The following is a 15,991-nucleotide window of genomic DNA, read 5'->3' as shown; positions in this document are numbered from 1 at the left end:
TCCGCGAGAAATGGTCACCAGCCCGTCAGCAACAGGTGGTTGAGGAGGAGGGCCAGGGTGGCCTGGGCGGCGAGCCAGGCGCGCGGCCGGGGGAGGAACGCGCACGCCGGCAGCAGCCACATCGCGAACGGCAGCCAGATGCGCTCCGTCTCGGCCTTGCTCATGCCGGAGAGGTCGGCGGCGAGGAGGGCCAGCAGGGCGGCGAGTACGAGCAGGGCGAGCCGGGGTTCGGGGGTGGACGTGCGCAGGGTGGTGCGGACACCCGGGCGCAGGGGCGACGCGCCGGCTCGGCGCAGGCCCGCCACCGTCGCCGGGCCCACGATCAGCGCCGTACACGCGAGGTTCGCCCACACCCAGTAGGCGTACGGCCGTACCCCGCCCGCTCCCTCGTAGTAGCGGGTGACCAGCAGGCGGTACGCCTCCCACCAGTTGAAGCCGAGCAGCGTGAACACCGCCGGTACGACGGCGAGTCCGGCGATGACATAGGGAAGAGGCCTCAGCCGTCCGGAGCCCAGCAGCAGGACGGCGGCCGCGATCACCGCCATCAGTGTCAGCCCGTACGACAGATACGCGGTGAGGCCGAACAGGAGCCCGGACGCGAGGCCCGTCACCCGTGGCCGGTGTCCGGTCACCGCGAGGGCGAACAGCGCTACGGCCCAGGCGGCGACCGCCGCGAAGTACCCGTCCGCCGAGGTGCCCATCCACACGGCGGCCGGCGCGAGGACGAGGAAGGGCGCGGCGCGACGGGCGAGGGCCTCCCCGGCGAGCGTTCGCACGGTGACGAGGACCCCGACCCCCGCCGTCGCCCCGACAGTGACGCACCAGACGCCCGCCCACGCCCCGCCCCCCAGGCCGATCCGGTCGAGGAGGACGAAGGTGAGGGTGGCCGCGGGGGGATGCCCGGCGACGTGCGCGGGCCAGTGGCCGGGGGAGTGGATCAGGATGTGGTGGGTGAAGTCCCGCAGGGCGGCGGGAATGTCGTGGAAGCGGTTGACGGGGTCGATGACCTGCAGGTACTCGTACTGGGTGGTCAGGCGCCGTGCCACGCCCCGCTGCCAGCCGTCGATCAGCGCCAGGGAGAACGTCCACGCCATGGCCGTGCTCCAGGCGGCACCGAGCAGCGCGCGCCAGGGCAGCCGGGCGGCGACGGCGGGACCGTACGCGACCACGGCGACGGCCACCGCGAGTGCGGCCGGGGTGCCGGGGCCGATATGCGGTTCCCAGTGCGCGTACAGCGGCGGCCAGCTCACATGCAGCGTGCCGTCGCGGTGCTCGATGGCGGTACCGACCAGGACGGCCGCCGTGACGAGGGCCGCCGCGGCCAGGGCGGCTGACAGGTCACGCAGAAGATCGCGGTTCACACCGGCACGCTAGGCCGACAGACGTCCCGCACGGCCGCCGCCAGGGTGGACGTCAGAGTTTCGTCATGGTTCGCGGACCCATTCGGGGGGTGTCCCCGGCCTACGGTCGGGACATGCCACGGTCTCCCTCATCCCCCGCGTTCTGGCGCAGCCCGCTGCGCGGCCCCTGGTTCACCTCCGTGCTGGGCCTGGTGCTGCTCGGCGGGATCACGGTCCTGTTCGTGACGGGTCTGGTGTCGTACGCCGCGTACAACCCGGACCTGTCACCGGTGAACGACATGACCCCGGACAAGGGCCTGCTCGGCTTCTACCTCTTCTCCTGGCCGACCGACCCGACCTGGCTGTACCGCCTCACCCAGGGCGTCCACGTCACCCTCGGCGTCGCGCTGATCCCCGTACTCCTGGCGAAGCTGTGGTCGGTCGTGCCGAAGCTGTTCACCCTGCCGCCCGCCCGGTCATTCGCACACGCGCTGGAGCGGATCTCGCTGCTCCTGCTGGTCGGGGGCGCGTTGTTCGAGTTCATCACGGGTGTGCTCAACGTCCAGCTCGACTACATCTTCCCCGGCTCCTTCTATCCGCTGCATTTCTACGGGGCCTGGGTGTTCTTCGCCGCGTTCCTGACGCACGCCGTGCTGCGGGTGCCGGCGGCCATCCGCAATGTGCGCAAACTGCGGGAAGAGACAGGCGAGTTGGTGTCGCCGGACCCCGCCGAACCCACGGTCTCGCGGCGCGGGGCCCTCGGGCTGGTCGGCGGCGGTTCACTGCTCCTGTTCGGTACGACGGTGGGGCACAGCTTCGACGGGCCGCTGCGGGAGACCGCCGTACTGGCCCCGCACGGCGGCCCGGAACCGGGCTCAGGACCCGCCGGATTCCAGATCAACAAGACGGCCGCGTCGCGCGGGATCAGCGCGACGGAGACGAGCGAGGAGGCGTGGCGGCTGGTCGTCGAGGGACGCGGGCAGACCCTCCGGCTCAGCCGGAGCGAACTGCTGCGACTCCCCCTGTACAGCGCCGCGCTGCCCATCGCCTGCGTGGAGGGCTGGTCGACCTCCGACCAGTGGTGGCGCGGGGTGCGGCTGCGGGATCTGGCGGCGCTCGTCGGGTACGAGAACGGCGCGGCGCCGGACGTGCTGGTGGAGTCGCTCCAGCGGCACGGGGCGTTCCGCCGGGCGGCCCTGCGCGACAACCAGGTGCGCGACCCGCGCTCCCTGCTCGCCCTGTATGTCAACGGCGAGCCCCTGACCCCCGACCACGGCCACCCGGCACGCGTCATCGTCCCCGCGGCGCCCGGCGTGCTCAACACCAAGTGGGTGGCCCGGATGACGTTCGGAGACCTGTGATGCGCCACCCGTACGGGAAGTACCTCGGCAGCCCCCTGCAGATCCTGCTGCTCGGCTGCTCCTTCGCGCTCGCCGGATACGCGGGGGTGCGGCTGCTCGCGGGCGACTGGTTCGGGGTGGCCGTGTGGTTCGTGGCCGCGGCGGTGGTGCACGATCTGGTGCTGGTGCCCTTGTACGGGGGTGCCGACCGGGCTCTCACGCGGGCGCTGGGCGATGCCGGCCGCCGGGAGTGGACGGTCTACGTCCGTGTCCCGGCGGCGCTCTCCTGCCTCCTGCTGCTGGTGTGGTTTCCGCTGATCAGCGGGCAGGTGGCGGGCCACTACCGGTCGGCCACCGGCCTGTCGGGCGACGGCTTCCTGTCCCGCTGGCTGCTGATCACGGCGGTGCTGTTCGGGGGCTCGGCGGCGCTGCTCGTGCTGCGGTCGCTGCGTGCGCGCCGGTTGCGCAGGACGACGAAGGAGCGGCCGCCGGTCGCCCACTGACCGTCGGGGCGCCAGCCCGCCCGCGCCGCGTGCCGCAGCAGGGCCGGGGTGCCGAGGCGGGCCCAGGGGAAGGCGGGGCCGGCGGCGTCGTGGGCGTCGGTGACGCCCACGACATGGACGCTGACGCGTTCGTCGACGTCCACGTCCGGCACGGTCTCAGCGATCAACAGGCCGCCGCGCGCGAGGAGTTGGGACATCCTTCGCAGGAGCGCGGCCGGGTCGCCGCCGATGCCGATGTTGCCGTCGATGAGCAGGGCGCTGTCCCAGCGGCCCTCACCGGGCAGCGGCTCGAAGACGGACCGGCGCAGCGCGTGCCCGCCGAGCCGCACGGTGTGGGCGACCGCGGCCTCGCTGACGTCGATTCCGAGCGCGGCGCGCCCCTGGGCGGCCAGCTCGGCGACGAGCCGCCCGGGCCCGCACCCCACATCGAGCACCGCCCCCTCGCAGTGCCCCAGCACCTTCAAGTCCACGGCGTCGGCGCGCGCGCACCAGCGCTCCACCTCCAGGGGCAGCAACCAGCCGTCGGTCCGGCGCAGGAAGAGCGGACCCCTGCCCATGACGAGGGCGTCGGAGTAGGGGTCGGCGGACCAGGACACCGGGGCGCCTTCGCCCGCACGGCCCGGGCCGGTGACTTCCGGGGGCGTCGGCCGGCGTGCGGCAGAGTGGTCCGGGCCGGTGACTGCCGGGCCCGCCGGCTCGCGTCGGGTGCCGTCCGAGGCGGTGAGGCCCGGGTGGCTCATCCCCGCCGGCGTCAGCTCGCGTGCGGTGCTCATCGGCCGGTGGCCGTCCGGAGGCGGTCCAGCTGCGCGGCGAAGCGGCTGCCGGGCGCGGCCCTGGCGACCGACTCCGCGTCACGGGCCGTGTCGACGTCCCGCAGGCGCGGCAGATCGCGTACGCGCAGCCCGGCGGCGACGAGCCGCGCGCGCTGCACGGCACCCGTCGTGGGCGTCGACATCGGTACGCCGCGCAACAGCTCGGGATCGGGCACGGCGAGCCCCAGAGCCCAGAAGCCACCGTCCTCGGCCGGCCCGAAGTACGCGTCGCAGGCGGAGAAGTCCACGGTGAGGTGTTCACGCGTCACCTGGGGCGTGTCCATGCCGATGAGCAGCGCGGGCCCCTCACACCCCGCGAAGGCGGCGGCCAGCCGCTCGTCCAGACCTCCCGCGCACTGCGGTACGACGTCGAAGCCGGGCGGCAGCCAGGGGCCCGGTGCTCCCTCGAGCACCAAAACCCGGCGCCGCGCGGGCGCCGCCGCCACCGTACGCAGGGTGTCCACGAGGGCCGCCTCGGCGAGCGACGCCGCTTCCCGGGGCGTGAACGGCGGCGTGAGCCGTGTCTTCACCCGACCCGGCCGGGGCTCCTTGGCGATGACGAGGAGAGTCGTCACTGGGCGGTTCCTCCCTGCGAAGAGGCGGTGGCGCGGTCGGCGGCGGGCGGTTCGGCCAGCACGCGGCGCATGTCCCGTACCGCCTGCCAGGTACCGCGCCAGGTGCCGGTGACCTTCGAGGTGCCGGTGCGCGGCAGGTAGGGCACGTCGTGCTCGGCGACGCGCCAGCCGGCGTCGGCGGCGCGGACGACCATCTGGAGCGGATAGCCGCTGCGGCGGTCGGTGAGGCCGAGGGCGAGCAGCGGTTCGCGACGGGCCGCGCGCAGCGGGCCGAGGTCGTGCAGACGCAGCCCCGTGCGGCGGCGCAGCATCCGCGCGAGCGCGAGATTGCCCGCCCGGGCATGCGCGGGCCAGGCGCCCCGGCCCAGCGGCCGGCGCCGCCCGAGTACGAGGTCGGCCTCGCCGTCCCGTACCTCGCGGACGAAGGGGGCGAGCAGGGACGGATCGAGCGAGGCGTCGCAGTCGCAGAAGCACACGATGTCCGCGGTGGCGGCCAGCAGTCCGGCATGGCAGGCCGCCCCGAACCCGCGGCGCGCCTCGCGCACCACGTGTGCGCCGAGGTCATGGGCCAGCTCCGCCGAACCGTCCGTGGAGCCGTTGTCCACGACCAGCGGGCGCCAGCCGGACGGGATGCGGGCGAGCACCCAGGGCAGGGCCTCGGCCTCGTTCAGACAGGGGAGGACCACGTCGACCGACGGGTCCTTTGCGGGAGAGGTCGTCACGGCTTTCACCCTACGAACGTGAAACGGGCATTTCGGACTCCGGCTCCTTACGAAACGCGGACGTCGGGGTGGGCGGGCGGCACGCGGGACGGGCCGGTGGGAGGCTGGACGGCATGCAGCAGCCGTACGAATCCCCAGGTGCCGGACCCGCCCCGAGCGAGTACGCGGACACGACGCGCGTTCTCGTCGTGGACGACGATCCGACCGTGGCCGAGGTCGTCTCCGGCTATCTCGACCGCGCGGGGTACGTCGTGGACCGGGCGGCCGACGGCCCCGCCGCGCTCGCCCGGGCCGCCGCGCACTGGCCGGACCTGGTGGTGCTGGACCTGATGCTGCCGGGCATGGACGGCCTGGAGGTGTGCCGCCGGATGCGCGGACACGGACCCGTGCCGGTCATCATGCTCACCGCGCGGGGCGACGAGGACGACCGGATCCTGGGCCTTGAGGTGGGGGCCGACGACTACGTCACGAAGCCGTTCAGCCCGAGGGAGCTGGTCCTGCGCGTGGAGTCCGTACTGCGCCGCACGCGTCCTTCCGCCGCCGCGCAGCCCCTGCACGCGGCCGGGCTCGCCGTCGACCCCGCCGCCCGACGTGCCACCAAGAACGGCACCGAACTCGCCCTCACCGTCCGCGAGTTCGACCTCCTCGCCTTCTTCCTTCGGCATCCCGGGCGCGCGTTCAGCCGCGAGGACCTGATGCGCGAGGTCTGGGGCTGGGACTTCGGGGACCTGTCGACGGTCACGGTCCATGTGCGCCGGCTCCGGGGAAAGGTCGAGGACGATCCGGCGAGGCCGCGGCTGATCCACACGGTGTGGGGTGTCGGCTATCGCTTCGATGCCACGCCCGCAGGGACTTCCGAGACTCCCGAGGGACGGTCTGACCATGCGTGACATGCTGCTCATCGCCCTCTTCGCCTTCCTCGGCGCCGCGGCGGCCGGGCTGCTCGGCGCGGGCGCCCTGTGGCTGATCCGGCGCAGATCGCTGACCGCGTCCCTCGCCGTGGTCGCCGCCGTGGCCGTGACCGCGATGCTCGCGGGGACGCTGGCCGTGGCGTGGGCGATGTTCCTGTCCTCGCACGACCTGTCCGTCGTCACGACCGTCGTCGCCATGGCGGCGGTCGTCTCCCTCGCGACCGCCCTGCTGCTTGGCCGCTGGGTCGTGGCCCGCAGCCGAGCCCTCACCCTCGCCGCCCGCTCCTTCGGCGACGGCGGCGCCTTCGCGGCCCCCGACGGCCCGTCAACCGCGGAACTCACAGCGCTGAGCCGGGAGTTGGCGGCAACCAGCGCCAAGCTCGCCGAGTCCCGCGACCGTGAACGCGCCCTGGAGACCTCGCGCCGTGAGCTCGTCGCGTGGATCTCCCACGACCTGCGCACCCCGCTCGCGGGGCTCAGGGCGATGTCCGAAGCCCTCGAGGACGGAGTGGCCGCCGACCCCGACCGCTACCTCCGCCAGATGCGCACCGAGGTGGAACGCCTCAACGACATGGTCGGCGACCTCTTCGAACTCTCCCGCATCCACGCCGGGACGCTCGCCCTGTCCCCGTCCCGCATCTCCGTATACGACCTGGTCGGCGACGCCCTCGCGGGCGCGGACCCGCTGGCCCGCTCGTGCGGGGTGCGGCTGGTCGGCGACCGGATCGAGCAGGTCCCGGTCGAGGTCGACGGGAAGGAGATGAGCCGCGTCCTGGGCAACCTGCTCATCAACGCGATCCGCCGCACGCCCGCCGACGGCACCGTCGCGGTGGCGGCCGAACGTTCGCCGGACGGTGTCGTCCTGTCCGTCACCGACGGCTGCGGCGGCATCCCGGAGGAGGACCTGCCGCGCGTCTTCGACACCGGCTGGCGCGGCAGCCACGCCCGCACACCGCCCGCTGGGGCGGGCCTGGGCCTCGCGATCGTCCGGGGCATCGTGGAGGCCCACCAGGGCCAGGCCGCCGTACACAACGTCCCCGGCGGCTGCCGCTTCGAGGTCAGACTGCCCATGGCTGAGGCGTGACGTTTCTTGAGTGGGACGCCGGTCGTCACGCCCCGCGCAGTCCCGCCGAGGCGAACTCCCGCATTCCCTGCGCGAATCCGACCTCGGGCTTCCAGCCCAGCTCGGCCCGCAGCCGGGACGAGTCGGCCGTGATGTGGCGTACGTCCCCCAGGCGGTACTCCCCGGTCACCACGGGCTCGGGCCCGCCGTACGCGACGGCCAGTGCCCGCGCCATCTCTTCGACGGTGTGCGGCTCCCCGCTGCCGGTGTTGTAGGCCCTCGACGCGCCCGCTCGCGGCTCGGCCTCCAGCGCGGCCACGTTGGCCGCCGCGACATCCCGCACGTGCACGAAGTCCCGCCGCTGCCCGCCGTCCTCGAAGACGCGCGGGGCCTCGCCCCGGGCGAGCGCGGACCGGAAGAAGGACGCGACACCGGCGTACGGGGTGTCGCGCGGCATCCCCGGTCCGTAGACGTTGTGATAGCGCAGCGACACGGCCCACCCGCCGGTCGACCGGGCCCACGCCGCCGCCAGATGCTCCTGGGCCAGCTTGGTCGTCGCATACACGTTCCGGGGATCGACGGGAGCGTCCTCGCCGACCAGTCCAGGCGTCAGTTCCTCACCGCAGCGGGGGCACCGGGGCTCGAAACGCCCCGCGTCCAGATCGGCCACGGCCCGCGGCCCCGGCCGCACCACCCCGTGCCACTCGCACGCGTACCGCCCCTCCCCGTACACCACCATCGACCCGGCGAGCACCAGCCGCCGTACCCCCGCGTCGGCCATCGCCGCGAGCAGCACCGCCGTTCCGAGGTCGTTGCGCGACACGTATTCCACCGCGTCGCCGAACCCCGTCCCCAGGCCCACCATCGCCGCCTGATGACAGACGGCGTCCACGCCCGGCAGGGCGGCCGCGACCGCCTCGGCGTCGCGCACGTCCAGGCCGTCACGCAGGTCGAACACCACCGCCTCGTGACCTCGCCCGCGCAGCGCCTCGACGACATGGGACCCGATGAACCCGGCTCCGCCGGTGACCAGTACTCGCATGGTCGAAACGCTAGGACCACGAGCCCACCGCACGGCAGCACCGCGCCCTTGACGTCACGGGTCCGTAAGACCTGAAGACGATCGATCCGGAGCCGGAGGCCGCGAGACGGCGGGCGGGCGGGCCGCCGGTGGGGGATGTCCCGGCGGCCCGCCCTGTCGGGGACGGTCGGTGGGTCAGCTGACGTCGGAGGCGTCCAGGCGGTACAGGCCGCCGTTGCTCGACGAGGACGTAGCGGACGAGGACGACGACGAACTCGAGCCGTACGCCGATGACTTGACCGCGGTGCCGTGCTCGGCGACCCAGGTGGCGATCTCGGAGTTGGTGCCCTGGCCGCCGGTGCTGCTGATCACGATGCAGTACAGCTTGCCGGACTGCACCAGGCTCTTGAGCCTGGCGAGGGTCATGGCGTTGTCGCTGCCGGACCAGCCGCCCATGGAGATGACGGGCTCGCCGGACTCCAGGATGATCGACGAGGCGGTCTGGTCGGTGGCCACCGCCACCAGCCAAGTGGCGCCGTCCTGGTGCTTCTTCAGATACGTGATCATGTCGGAAGTGACCTGGCTGCCGCCGCCCGTCTGTCCGCCGCCGCCCGCCTGACCGTCGCTCGGCCGACTGCCCGACTCGGCCGTGGACGACGAGCCGTCACCGCTCGGGGGCTCGCCCATGGCCGTGTCGCCGGTGCGGGTGGGTGCCTCGCCGCGCAGGGTTCCCTTGCCGCCCGCGCCGCTGCCCATGCCGCCGCCGGTGTTCGGTCCGGCCGTCGGGTTGGTGCCGTTGCTGGACGAGCCGGTGGCCGCGGAGAGCGAGTACGCGGTCGGGCCGGCCAGCAGGGCGACGATCGCCGCGAGGGCCGCGAAGCCCAGCAGCCGGTGCCGCTTCAGGAACCGTCCGGCGAGCAGACCGAGCACCGAGGCGGCGCCCGAGACGCCGACCACGATCTCGGCGACGGTGTAGAGCGTCCCCGAGCCCGAGACTCGCTGGAGCAGGACGATCGCCCAGCCGGCGCCGACCGCGATCGCCGCCGGCAGGATCCAGGCTCAGATCGCCGCCGACCCCTCGTGCAACGCCCGGTACAGCATCACGCCGCCCGCGCCCGCCAGCGCCGCGATACCCGGGGTCCCACAGCCGGGTCACGCCGGGCCCCAAGGAAGCGCCGGGAAACGGCAGTTGGGGGCTGACCGCCCGGGCTTCCCGGCGTCGGCAGGGAAGCCCGGGCGGTCAGCGCGAGCCGGGGATCACAGCCGGTCGAGGATGCCCTTGAGCTGCTTCACCTCGGCGGACTGGCCCGTGACGATGGCGTCGGCCATCTTCTTGGCGTCGGTGTTCCGGCCGCTCTTGCGCTCGGTCCCGGCCATGCTGATCGCGCCGTTGTGGTGGTCGATCATCATCTGGGCGAACGTCTTGTCGAACTCGGTGCCCTTCATGGCCTTGAGTTCCGTCATGTCCTTGTCGGACATCATGCCGTCCGTGCCGGAGTGGTCCATGCCCGCCATGGACGGCATGCCGGTCGGCCGGCCCCAGGAGTTGAGCCACCCCGTCATCGTCTTGATCTCGGGGTCCTGGGCCTTCTCGATCTTCGCGGCGATGTCCTTGATCTCCGCGTCGGAGGCGCGGCCGTCGGCCAGCTGGGCCATCGCCACCGCCTGCTCGTGGTGGGGGATCATCGCCTGCGCGAACGTGACGTCCGCGTCGTTGAAGTCCCCGGCCCGGGCGGTCGCGGTCGCCGTGCTCGCGCCGCCGCCGTGGCCCATGGGGTTGGCGCCGTCGTGGTCGCTGCCGCAGGCGGAGATCAGCAGGGCTCCGGCTGCCACCAGGCCCATGGCCGTGATGCGGTGGCGGGCAGGCCGGCGGCGCGGGGCGCGCGTGAAGGCGGTCATCGTCAATTCACCTCGTATGTCAGTTCTTTGGCTGTTTTCGGCGTACGCGTCGTCGTGGGAGCGCATGAGACGCGCGCCCACGAGGGCGGTTCGGCCTACAGCCGCAGGACCGACAACTGGGTGAGATCGGGGCCGCGAGGCGGTGGGTTGGGCCGCAGCACGACCGGGGCGTCCCGGAGGAGATCCGCCAGCCAGTCGGGACGGCGGGCGAGCGCCGATCTCAGCAGCGCGGCGAGCACCCACGCGCCGAGCAGCACCGCCATGCACAGCGACAGCATGTCCATCGCCATGGCGGGCTCGTGCGGGGACGCCGTGTGCGTACGATCCGCCGCGTGGCTCTGCTCCGGCGCCGCCGCGGCCTCCATGCGGCTGTGGGACGCGTTGCCCATACCGTGACTGCCGGTCGACCCATCGGGGTGCCCCAGGGTGTGCATCACGAACACCCCCAGCGCGAGCACCACGACCAGCAGCAGGTGCCCAAGGGCCCCTCCTGCTCGTACGCATCGGCTCACCGGCACTCGGCGCTCTCCGCTGTGATCGTTCCGGACGGCGTCCGTCCGACGGTATCGCGACTAGACCGGGAGCGCCTGCTCCGCCCAGATGGTTTTGCCGGTGCCGGTCGGGCGGGTGCCCCAGCGGTCGGTGAGCTGGGCGACGAGAAGGAGGCCGCGGCCGCCCTCGTCGTGGGTGCGGGCCCGGCGCAGGTGGGGCGAGGTGCTGCTGGCGTCGGAGACTTCGCAGATGAGGGCGCGGTCGCGGATGAGCCGGAGCTGGATGGGCGAGCCGCCGTAGCGGATGGCGTTGGTGACCAGTTCGCTGACGACGAGTTCGGTGACGAAGGCGGCCTCGTCCAGACCCCAGTCGGTGAGCCGCTCGGTGGCGTACTGCCGGGCCGTGGCCACCACCGCCGGATCGGCCGGCAGGTCCCAGACGGCCACCTGCTCGGTGTCCAGGGCGCGGGTGCGCGCCAGCAGCAGCGCCACGTCGTCGGCGGGGCGCTCCGGGAGCAGGGCCTTGAGCACGTTGTCGCAGGCGTCCTCGAGATTCCCGGCCGGGGCCGCGAGGGCGGTGCACAGGGCGGCGGTGCCCGCGTCGACGTCCAGGTCGCGGGCCTCGACGAGACCGTCCGTGTACAGGGCGAGTACGGCGCCTTCCGGCGCGTCCAGCTCGGTGGACTCGAACGGGAGGCCGCCGACCCCGAGCATCGGCCCCGCGCTCACCCCGACGACCTCGACCCTTCCGTCCGGGAAGAGCACGGCCGGTGGCGGGTGCCCCGCGGAGGCGATCGTGCAGTGGCGGGAGACCGGGTCGTACACCGCGTACAGACAGGTGGCGCCGATCTCGCCGCCCACCCCGCTCTCGTCGGCCGCCAAGTGCCCGACCAGATCGTCCAGGTGCGTGAGCAACTCGTCCGGGGGCAGGTCGACATCGGCCAGCGTCCACACCGCCGTACGCAGTCGTCCCATCGTGACGGAGGCGTGGATGCCGTGTCCGACGACGTCTCCGACGACGAGCGCCACCCGCGTGCCGGACAACGGGATCACGTCGAACCAGTCGCCGCCCACGCCCGCCCGGGACAGCGCCGGAAGGTAGCGGGAGGCGATCTCGACCGCGGCCTCACCCGCCATCACCTGGGGCAGCAGACTGCGCTGCAGCGCCTCCGCAGTGGTGCGCTCCCGGGTGTAGCGGCGGGCGTTGTCCACGCAGACGGCCGCGCGGCTGGCCAGTTCCTCCGCCAGTGACACGTCGTTCTGGTCGAAGGGGTCGGGGCTCTGCGGGGTGAGCAGTCGTACGACGACCGCCACCCCGAGGGGCGTACCGCGCGCCACCAGCGGTACGGCCATCAGCGAGAAGTCGCTGCCGACGTTCTCCCGCAGCTTGGCGGACCGGTCGTCGTGGAGCCCTAGCCAGGTGTCGAGGACACCCTCGCCGGTCCTGGTGAGCACCACGCTGCCGGTTGCCAGCGCGCGGGCCGGTGGTGAGGCGGGCGGATAGACGTCGGCGGCGCCCAGGTCGATCGCCGCCTCGGGCACTCCGGCGCTGCGCGAGGAATGGGCGACGCGGCGCAGCTCCAGGTCGGCGCCCATCGCGCCGACGGCGGGCTCCTCGCCCTTGAGCACCGAATCCAACAGGTCCACGCTGACGAAGTCCGCGAGCCGGGGCGCCACCAGATCCGCCAGCTCCCGCGCGGTGTGGATCACGTCCAGCTTCGTACCGATGCCGGCGGCGGCCTGGTTCAGCAGTGCGAGCCGCTGTCTGGCCCAGTGCTGCTCGCTGCTGTCGAACGCGGCCAGCGCGACCCCGAGGAGCTGTCCCGAGGGGTCCCGCAGCGGCCACATCTCGGTGTTCCAGGCGTGCGTCCGCATCCCGGAGGGCGCGCGGGTCCAGCTCTCGTAGTGGAGGGGCCGGCCGCTCTCGACGACCTTGCGCAGATGGTGCAGCAAGCCGCGGCTGTGCTCCGCGTTCTCCACGGTGTCGGGATAGAACCGGCCCAGGAACTCCGCCTCCGGCCGGCCCATGATCCGGCACGCCGTGTCGTTCATCCGCAGATACCGCTGCTCGGTGTCGAAGACCGACATCGACATCGACGACTGCCGGAACGCCAGCTCTCCCAGCGCACGGCTCTCGTCGCCCGGCGCCACCATGATCACGTATGCCCGCGGTTCTCCCGTGGCGCCCCGCAGCGGGCACGCCCGCAGGGCCAGCTCCGTCAGCTTCCCGTCCCGACGTCGTACGGCCACCGCCGCGCCGCCGCTCGTCCGCAGGTCCCGCCATGCCGCGTCGAAGTCGCCGTCCACCAGTTCGGACAGGGGCCGTCCGGTGATCTCCTCGGCGGGACATCCGGTCAGCAGACGAGCGCCTTCGCTCCAGCCCGTGACGACCCCGTGTGCGTCGACCACCGCCATGGCGTCGCCGGCCGGGGTCGCGCGCCCCGCGTCGCCCGGCAATATCACCATGTGTACAAGGATGATCCGGTCGGGCAGCCACATCAAGCCAGGAACGGACAGGGCTGAAGCGCACGGCGGCAGCGGACACCGCCTTGGACCTACCAGGGTCCGGAGCACGAACGTCCAGGCCGGCCGCCGCGGGCCGACCTGGACGTCGTGAACAGACTCGTCAGACTGATCAGAGCTCGTCAGACTGATCAGACGAGGTCGAACCGGTCGAGGTTCGACACCTTGACCCACGCCGCGACGAAGTCGTTCACGAACTTCTCCTTCGCGTCATCGCCGGCGTAGACCTCCGCGAGCGCGCGCAGCTCGGAGTTCGACCCGAAGACGAGGTCGGCACGGCTGCCGGCCCACTTGACCTCGCCCGTGGCGGCGTCGCGGCCCTCGAAGGTGTTCGCGTCCTCGGACGTCGCCTTCCACGTCGTGCCCAGGTCGAGCAGGTTGACGAAGAAGTCGTTGGTCAGCGACCCGGGGGTCGTGGTGAGGACGCCGAGCTGCGACTGCTGGTAGTTCGCGCCCAGGACGCGCAGGCCACCGACGAGGACCGTCAGCTCGGGGGCGCTCAGGGTCAGCAGGTTCGCCTTGTCGAGCAGCAGGTACTCGGCCGGCAGCCGGTTGCCCTTCCCGAGGTAGTTGCGGAACCCGTCGGCGGTCGGCTCCAGCGCGGCGAACGACTCCACGTCGGTCTGCTCCTGCGACGCGTCCACCCGCCCCGGCGTGAAGGGGACCTCGACGTCGAACCCGGCGTCCTTGGCCGCCCGCTCGACGCCGGCAGCGCCGGCGAGCACGATCAGGTCGGCGAGCGAGACCCGCTTGCCGCCGGTCTGGGCGGCGTTGAAGGACTCCTGGATCCCCTCGAGGGTGCGCAGCACCGTCGCGAGCTGGTCGGGCTCGTTGACCTCCCAGCCGCTCTGCGGCTGGAGGCGGATGCGCGCGCCGTTGGCGCCGCCGCGCTTGTCGCTGCCGCGGAAGGACGAGGCCGACGCCCACGCGGTGGACACGAGCTGGGACACCGACAGGTCCGAGGCGAGGACCTGCTCCTTGAGGGAGGCGATGTCCGCGGCGTCGATGAGCTCGTGCGTCAGCGCGGGCAGGGGGTCCTGCCACAGCAGCGTCTCGCTGGGGACCTCCGGGCCGAGGTAGCGCACGATCGGACCCATGTCGCGGTGGGTCAGCTTGAACCACGCGCGGGCGAACGCGTCCGCGAACTCGGCGGGGTTCTCGAAGAAGCGCCGCGAGATCTGCTCGTAGGCCGGGTCGAACCGGAGCGAGAGGTCGGTCGTCAGCATCGTCGGGGCGTGGCTCTTCGACGCGTCGTGGGCGTCGGGCACGGTGCCCGCCCCGGCGCCGTCCTTCGGCCGCCACTGGTTGGCGCCGGCGGGGCTCTGGTACAGCTCCCACTCGTAGCCGAACAGGATCTCGAAGAAGCTGTTGTCCCAGGTGATCGGGGTGTTCGTCCAGATGCCCTCGAGACCGCTGGTGATCGCGTCGCCACCCTTGCCGGTGCCGAAGGAGTTCTTCCAGCCGAGGCCCTGCTCCTCGATCGAGGCGGCCTCCGGGTCGGCGCCGACGCTTTCCGCCGGGCCGGCGCCGTGGGTCTTGCCGAAGGTGTGACCGCCGGCGATCAGGGCGACGGTCTCCTCGTCGTTCATCGCCATCCGGCGGAACGTCTCGCGGATGTCGCGGGCCGCGGCGATCGGGTCCGGGTTGCCGTTCGGGCCCTCCGGGTTGACGTAGATGAGGCCCATCTGGACCGCGCCGAGGGGGTTCTCCAGCTCACGGTCGCCGGTGTAGCGCTCGTCGCCGAGCCAGGTGGTCTCGGGACCCCAGTAGACGTCCTCGTCGGGCTCCCAGACGTCCGCACGACCGCCGCCGAAGCCGAAGGTCTCGAAGCCCATCTGCTCCAGGGCGACGTTGCCGGTGAGGATCATCAGGTCGGCCCACGAGAGGCTCTTGCCGTACTTCTTCTTGACCGGCCACAGCAGGCGGCGGGCCTTGTCGAGGTTGCCGTTGTCCGGCCAGCTGTTGAGGGGGGCGAAACGCTGCTGTCCGGCCCCGGCGCCGCCGCGGCCGTCGCTGATCCGGTACGTGCCCGCGCTGTGCCACGCCATCCGGATCATGAACGGGCCGTAGTGGCCGAAGTCCGCCGGCCACCAGTCCTGCGAGGTCGTCAGCACCTCCGCGATGTCCTGCTTCACGGCCGGGAGGTCGAGGGTCTTGAACGCCTCGGCGTAGTCGAAGTCCTCGCCGAGCGGGTTGGCCACCGCCGGGTTCTTGGCGAGGATCTTCACGTTGAGCCGCTCCGGCCACCACTGGCGGTTTCCGCCGCCCTGCGTCGGGTGCGGGGCGCGGCCGTGCGCGACGGGGCAGCCACCTCCGCCCTCCGTTTTCGCGTCTACGACGATCGCATCATGGTTCTCAGACATGGGAATCCTTCCGGACGGGGCGGATCACGGTGCTCAGGAACTGCGGGCGGTGGAACAGTGGGCGCACAGAGTCCAGTGGATGACCTCGGCCTCGTCGATCGAGAAGCCGTGGTCGGGGCAGGCTGCCGGCCGGTTCGAGCACGGCGTACGAGTCCCGTCGCAGGGAGCGCGTGTCACCGTCCCGGGCCTCGAACAGCGCGACGCGGGCGGCCGTCATCCGCCGGCCGACACCGCGCAGCTCGTCGGCGGTGGTCCCGTCACGTCTCTGTCTCATCCCGTACTGGAGTCTTCCTGTCCCTTGGCTATCGCCGGAACCGATCCTACGATGGACAGAGTCCAAGTCAAGAAGCGTGCCATGCCCATATCCAATCGGAACCCGGACGTCCACCGGTAAACTCCGGGTATCCCACCGAACCTGAATAGGTGAA

The 15,991-nt window shown here is 72.5% G+C and carries 14 protein-coding genes; 3 read left to right on the top strand and 11 right to left on the bottom strand.

All coding sequences use genetic code 11. The features are described 5' to 3' along the window. Window positions 1–14: 14 nt before the first annotated feature. Window positions 15–1,361, bottom strand: coding sequence for a hypothetical protein (locus tag AB0D27_RS25740; protein WP_362513134.1), 1,347 nt, complete (start codon window positions 1,359–1,361; stop codon window positions 15–17). A gap of 113 nt (window positions 1,362–1,474) precedes the next feature. Between AB0D27_RS25740 and AB0D27_RS25735 the strand changes: the two genes are divergently transcribed. Further along, window positions 1,475–2,701 carry a molybdopterin-dependent oxidoreductase gene (locus AB0D27_RS25735; protein ID WP_362513131.1) on the top strand — a complete coding sequence of 409 codons (1,227 nt, stop codon included), beginning with the start codon at window positions 1,475–1,477 and terminating at the stop codon, window positions 2,699–2,701. 319 nt (window positions 2,702–3,020) lie between these two features. Here AB0D27_RS25735 and AB0D27_RS25730 read toward each other — a convergent pair whose 3' ends face one another. Genes AB0D27_RS25730 through AB0D27_RS25720 form a run of 3 tightly spaced genes read right to left on the bottom strand, consistent with a single transcriptional unit; the run spans window position 3,021 to window position 5,301 of the window. After that, the gene (locus AB0D27_RS25730) at window positions 3,021–3,956 is read right to left on the bottom strand and encodes a methyltransferase domain-containing protein (RefSeq protein ID WP_362513128.1); all 936 of its coding nucleotides are present in this window, start codon (window positions 3,954–3,956) and stop codon (window positions 3,021–3,023) included. Next, on the bottom strand, window positions 3,953–4,570 hold the full coding sequence (locus AB0D27_RS25725; RefSeq protein ID WP_362513125.1) for a DUF2064 domain-containing protein: 618 nt from the start codon (window positions 4,568–4,570) through the stop codon (window positions 3,953–3,955). Before AB0D27_RS25725 ends, AB0D27_RS25730 begins: the two co-directional genes overlap by 4 nt. Next, window positions 4,567–5,301, bottom strand: coding sequence for a glycosyltransferase family 2 protein (locus AB0D27_RS25720; protein WP_362513122.1), 735 nt, complete (start codon window positions 5,299–5,301; stop codon window positions 4,567–4,569). Before AB0D27_RS25720 ends, AB0D27_RS25725 begins: the two co-directional genes overlap by 4 nt. A 104-nt stretch (window positions 5,302–5,405) precedes the next feature. On the opposite strand from AB0D27_RS25720, the gene AB0D27_RS25715 reads away from it, so the two are divergent. Next, window positions 5,406–6,182, top strand: a complete 777-nt coding sequence (locus AB0D27_RS25715) for a response regulator transcription factor (protein ID WP_362513119.1) — start codon at window positions 5,406–5,408, stop codon at window positions 6,180–6,182. After that, window positions 6,175–7,287, top strand: coding sequence for a HAMP domain-containing sensor histidine kinase (locus AB0D27_RS25710; RefSeq protein WP_362513116.1), 1,113 nt, complete (start codon window positions 6,175–6,177; stop codon window positions 7,285–7,287). The genes AB0D27_RS25715 and AB0D27_RS25710 overlap by 8 nt, the downstream gene beginning before the upstream one ends. 25 nt (window positions 7,288–7,312) lie before the next feature. Here AB0D27_RS25710 and AB0D27_RS25705 read toward each other — a convergent pair whose 3' ends face one another. The 7 genes from AB0D27_RS25705 to AB0D27_RS25675 form a co-directional block, all read right to left on the bottom strand. Beyond that, window positions 7,313–8,308, bottom strand: a complete 996-nt coding sequence (locus AB0D27_RS25705) for an NAD-dependent epimerase/dehydratase family protein (RefSeq protein WP_362513114.1) — start codon at window positions 8,306–8,308, stop codon at window positions 7,313–7,315. A 174-nt stretch (window positions 8,309–8,482) separates the two neighbouring features. Further along, window positions 8,483–9,244, bottom strand: coding sequence for a hypothetical protein (locus AB0D27_RS25700; RefSeq protein ID WP_362513111.1), 762 nt, complete (start codon window positions 9,242–9,244; stop codon window positions 8,483–8,485). Window positions 9,245–9,544: 300 nt separating this feature from the next. After that, window positions 9,545–10,186 (bottom strand): DUF305 domain-containing protein, encoded by a 642-nt coding sequence (locus AB0D27_RS25695; RefSeq protein ID WP_362513108.1) that lies wholly within the window; start codon window positions 10,184–10,186, stop codon window positions 9,545–9,547. Between the two features lie 95 nt (window positions 10,187–10,281). Beyond that, window positions 10,282–10,704 (bottom strand): DUF6153 family protein, encoded by a 423-nt coding sequence (locus AB0D27_RS25690; RefSeq protein WP_362513105.1) that lies wholly within the window; start codon window positions 10,702–10,704, stop codon window positions 10,282–10,284. 54 nt (window positions 10,705–10,758) lie between these two features. Then, window positions 10,759–13,143, bottom strand: coding sequence for a SpoIIE family protein phosphatase (locus tag AB0D27_RS25685; protein WP_362513103.1), 2,385 nt, complete (start codon window positions 13,141–13,143; stop codon window positions 10,759–10,761). 188 nt (window positions 13,144–13,331) lie between these two features. Continuing rightward, window positions 13,332–15,563: a catalase/peroxidase HPI gene (gene katG / locus AB0D27_RS25680; protein WP_362513100.1), complete on the bottom strand. Its 2,232-nt coding sequence runs from the start codon at window positions 15,561–15,563 to the stop codon at window positions 13,332–13,334. After that, on the bottom strand, window positions 15,556–15,837 hold the full coding sequence (locus tag AB0D27_RS25675; protein ID WP_362513098.1) for a hypothetical protein: 282 nt from the start codon (window positions 15,835–15,837) through the stop codon (window positions 15,556–15,558). The genes katG and AB0D27_RS25675 overlap by 8 nt, the downstream gene beginning before the upstream one ends. Window positions 15,838–15,991: the final 154 nt, after the last annotated feature.

The sequence above is a fragment of the Streptomyces sp. NPDC048415 genome (assembly GCF_040651675.1).
Lineage (GTDB): Bacteria > Actinomycetota > Actinomycetes > Streptomycetales > Streptomycetaceae > Streptomyces.
This window is presented reverse-complemented; position numbering and strand designations above follow the sequence as displayed.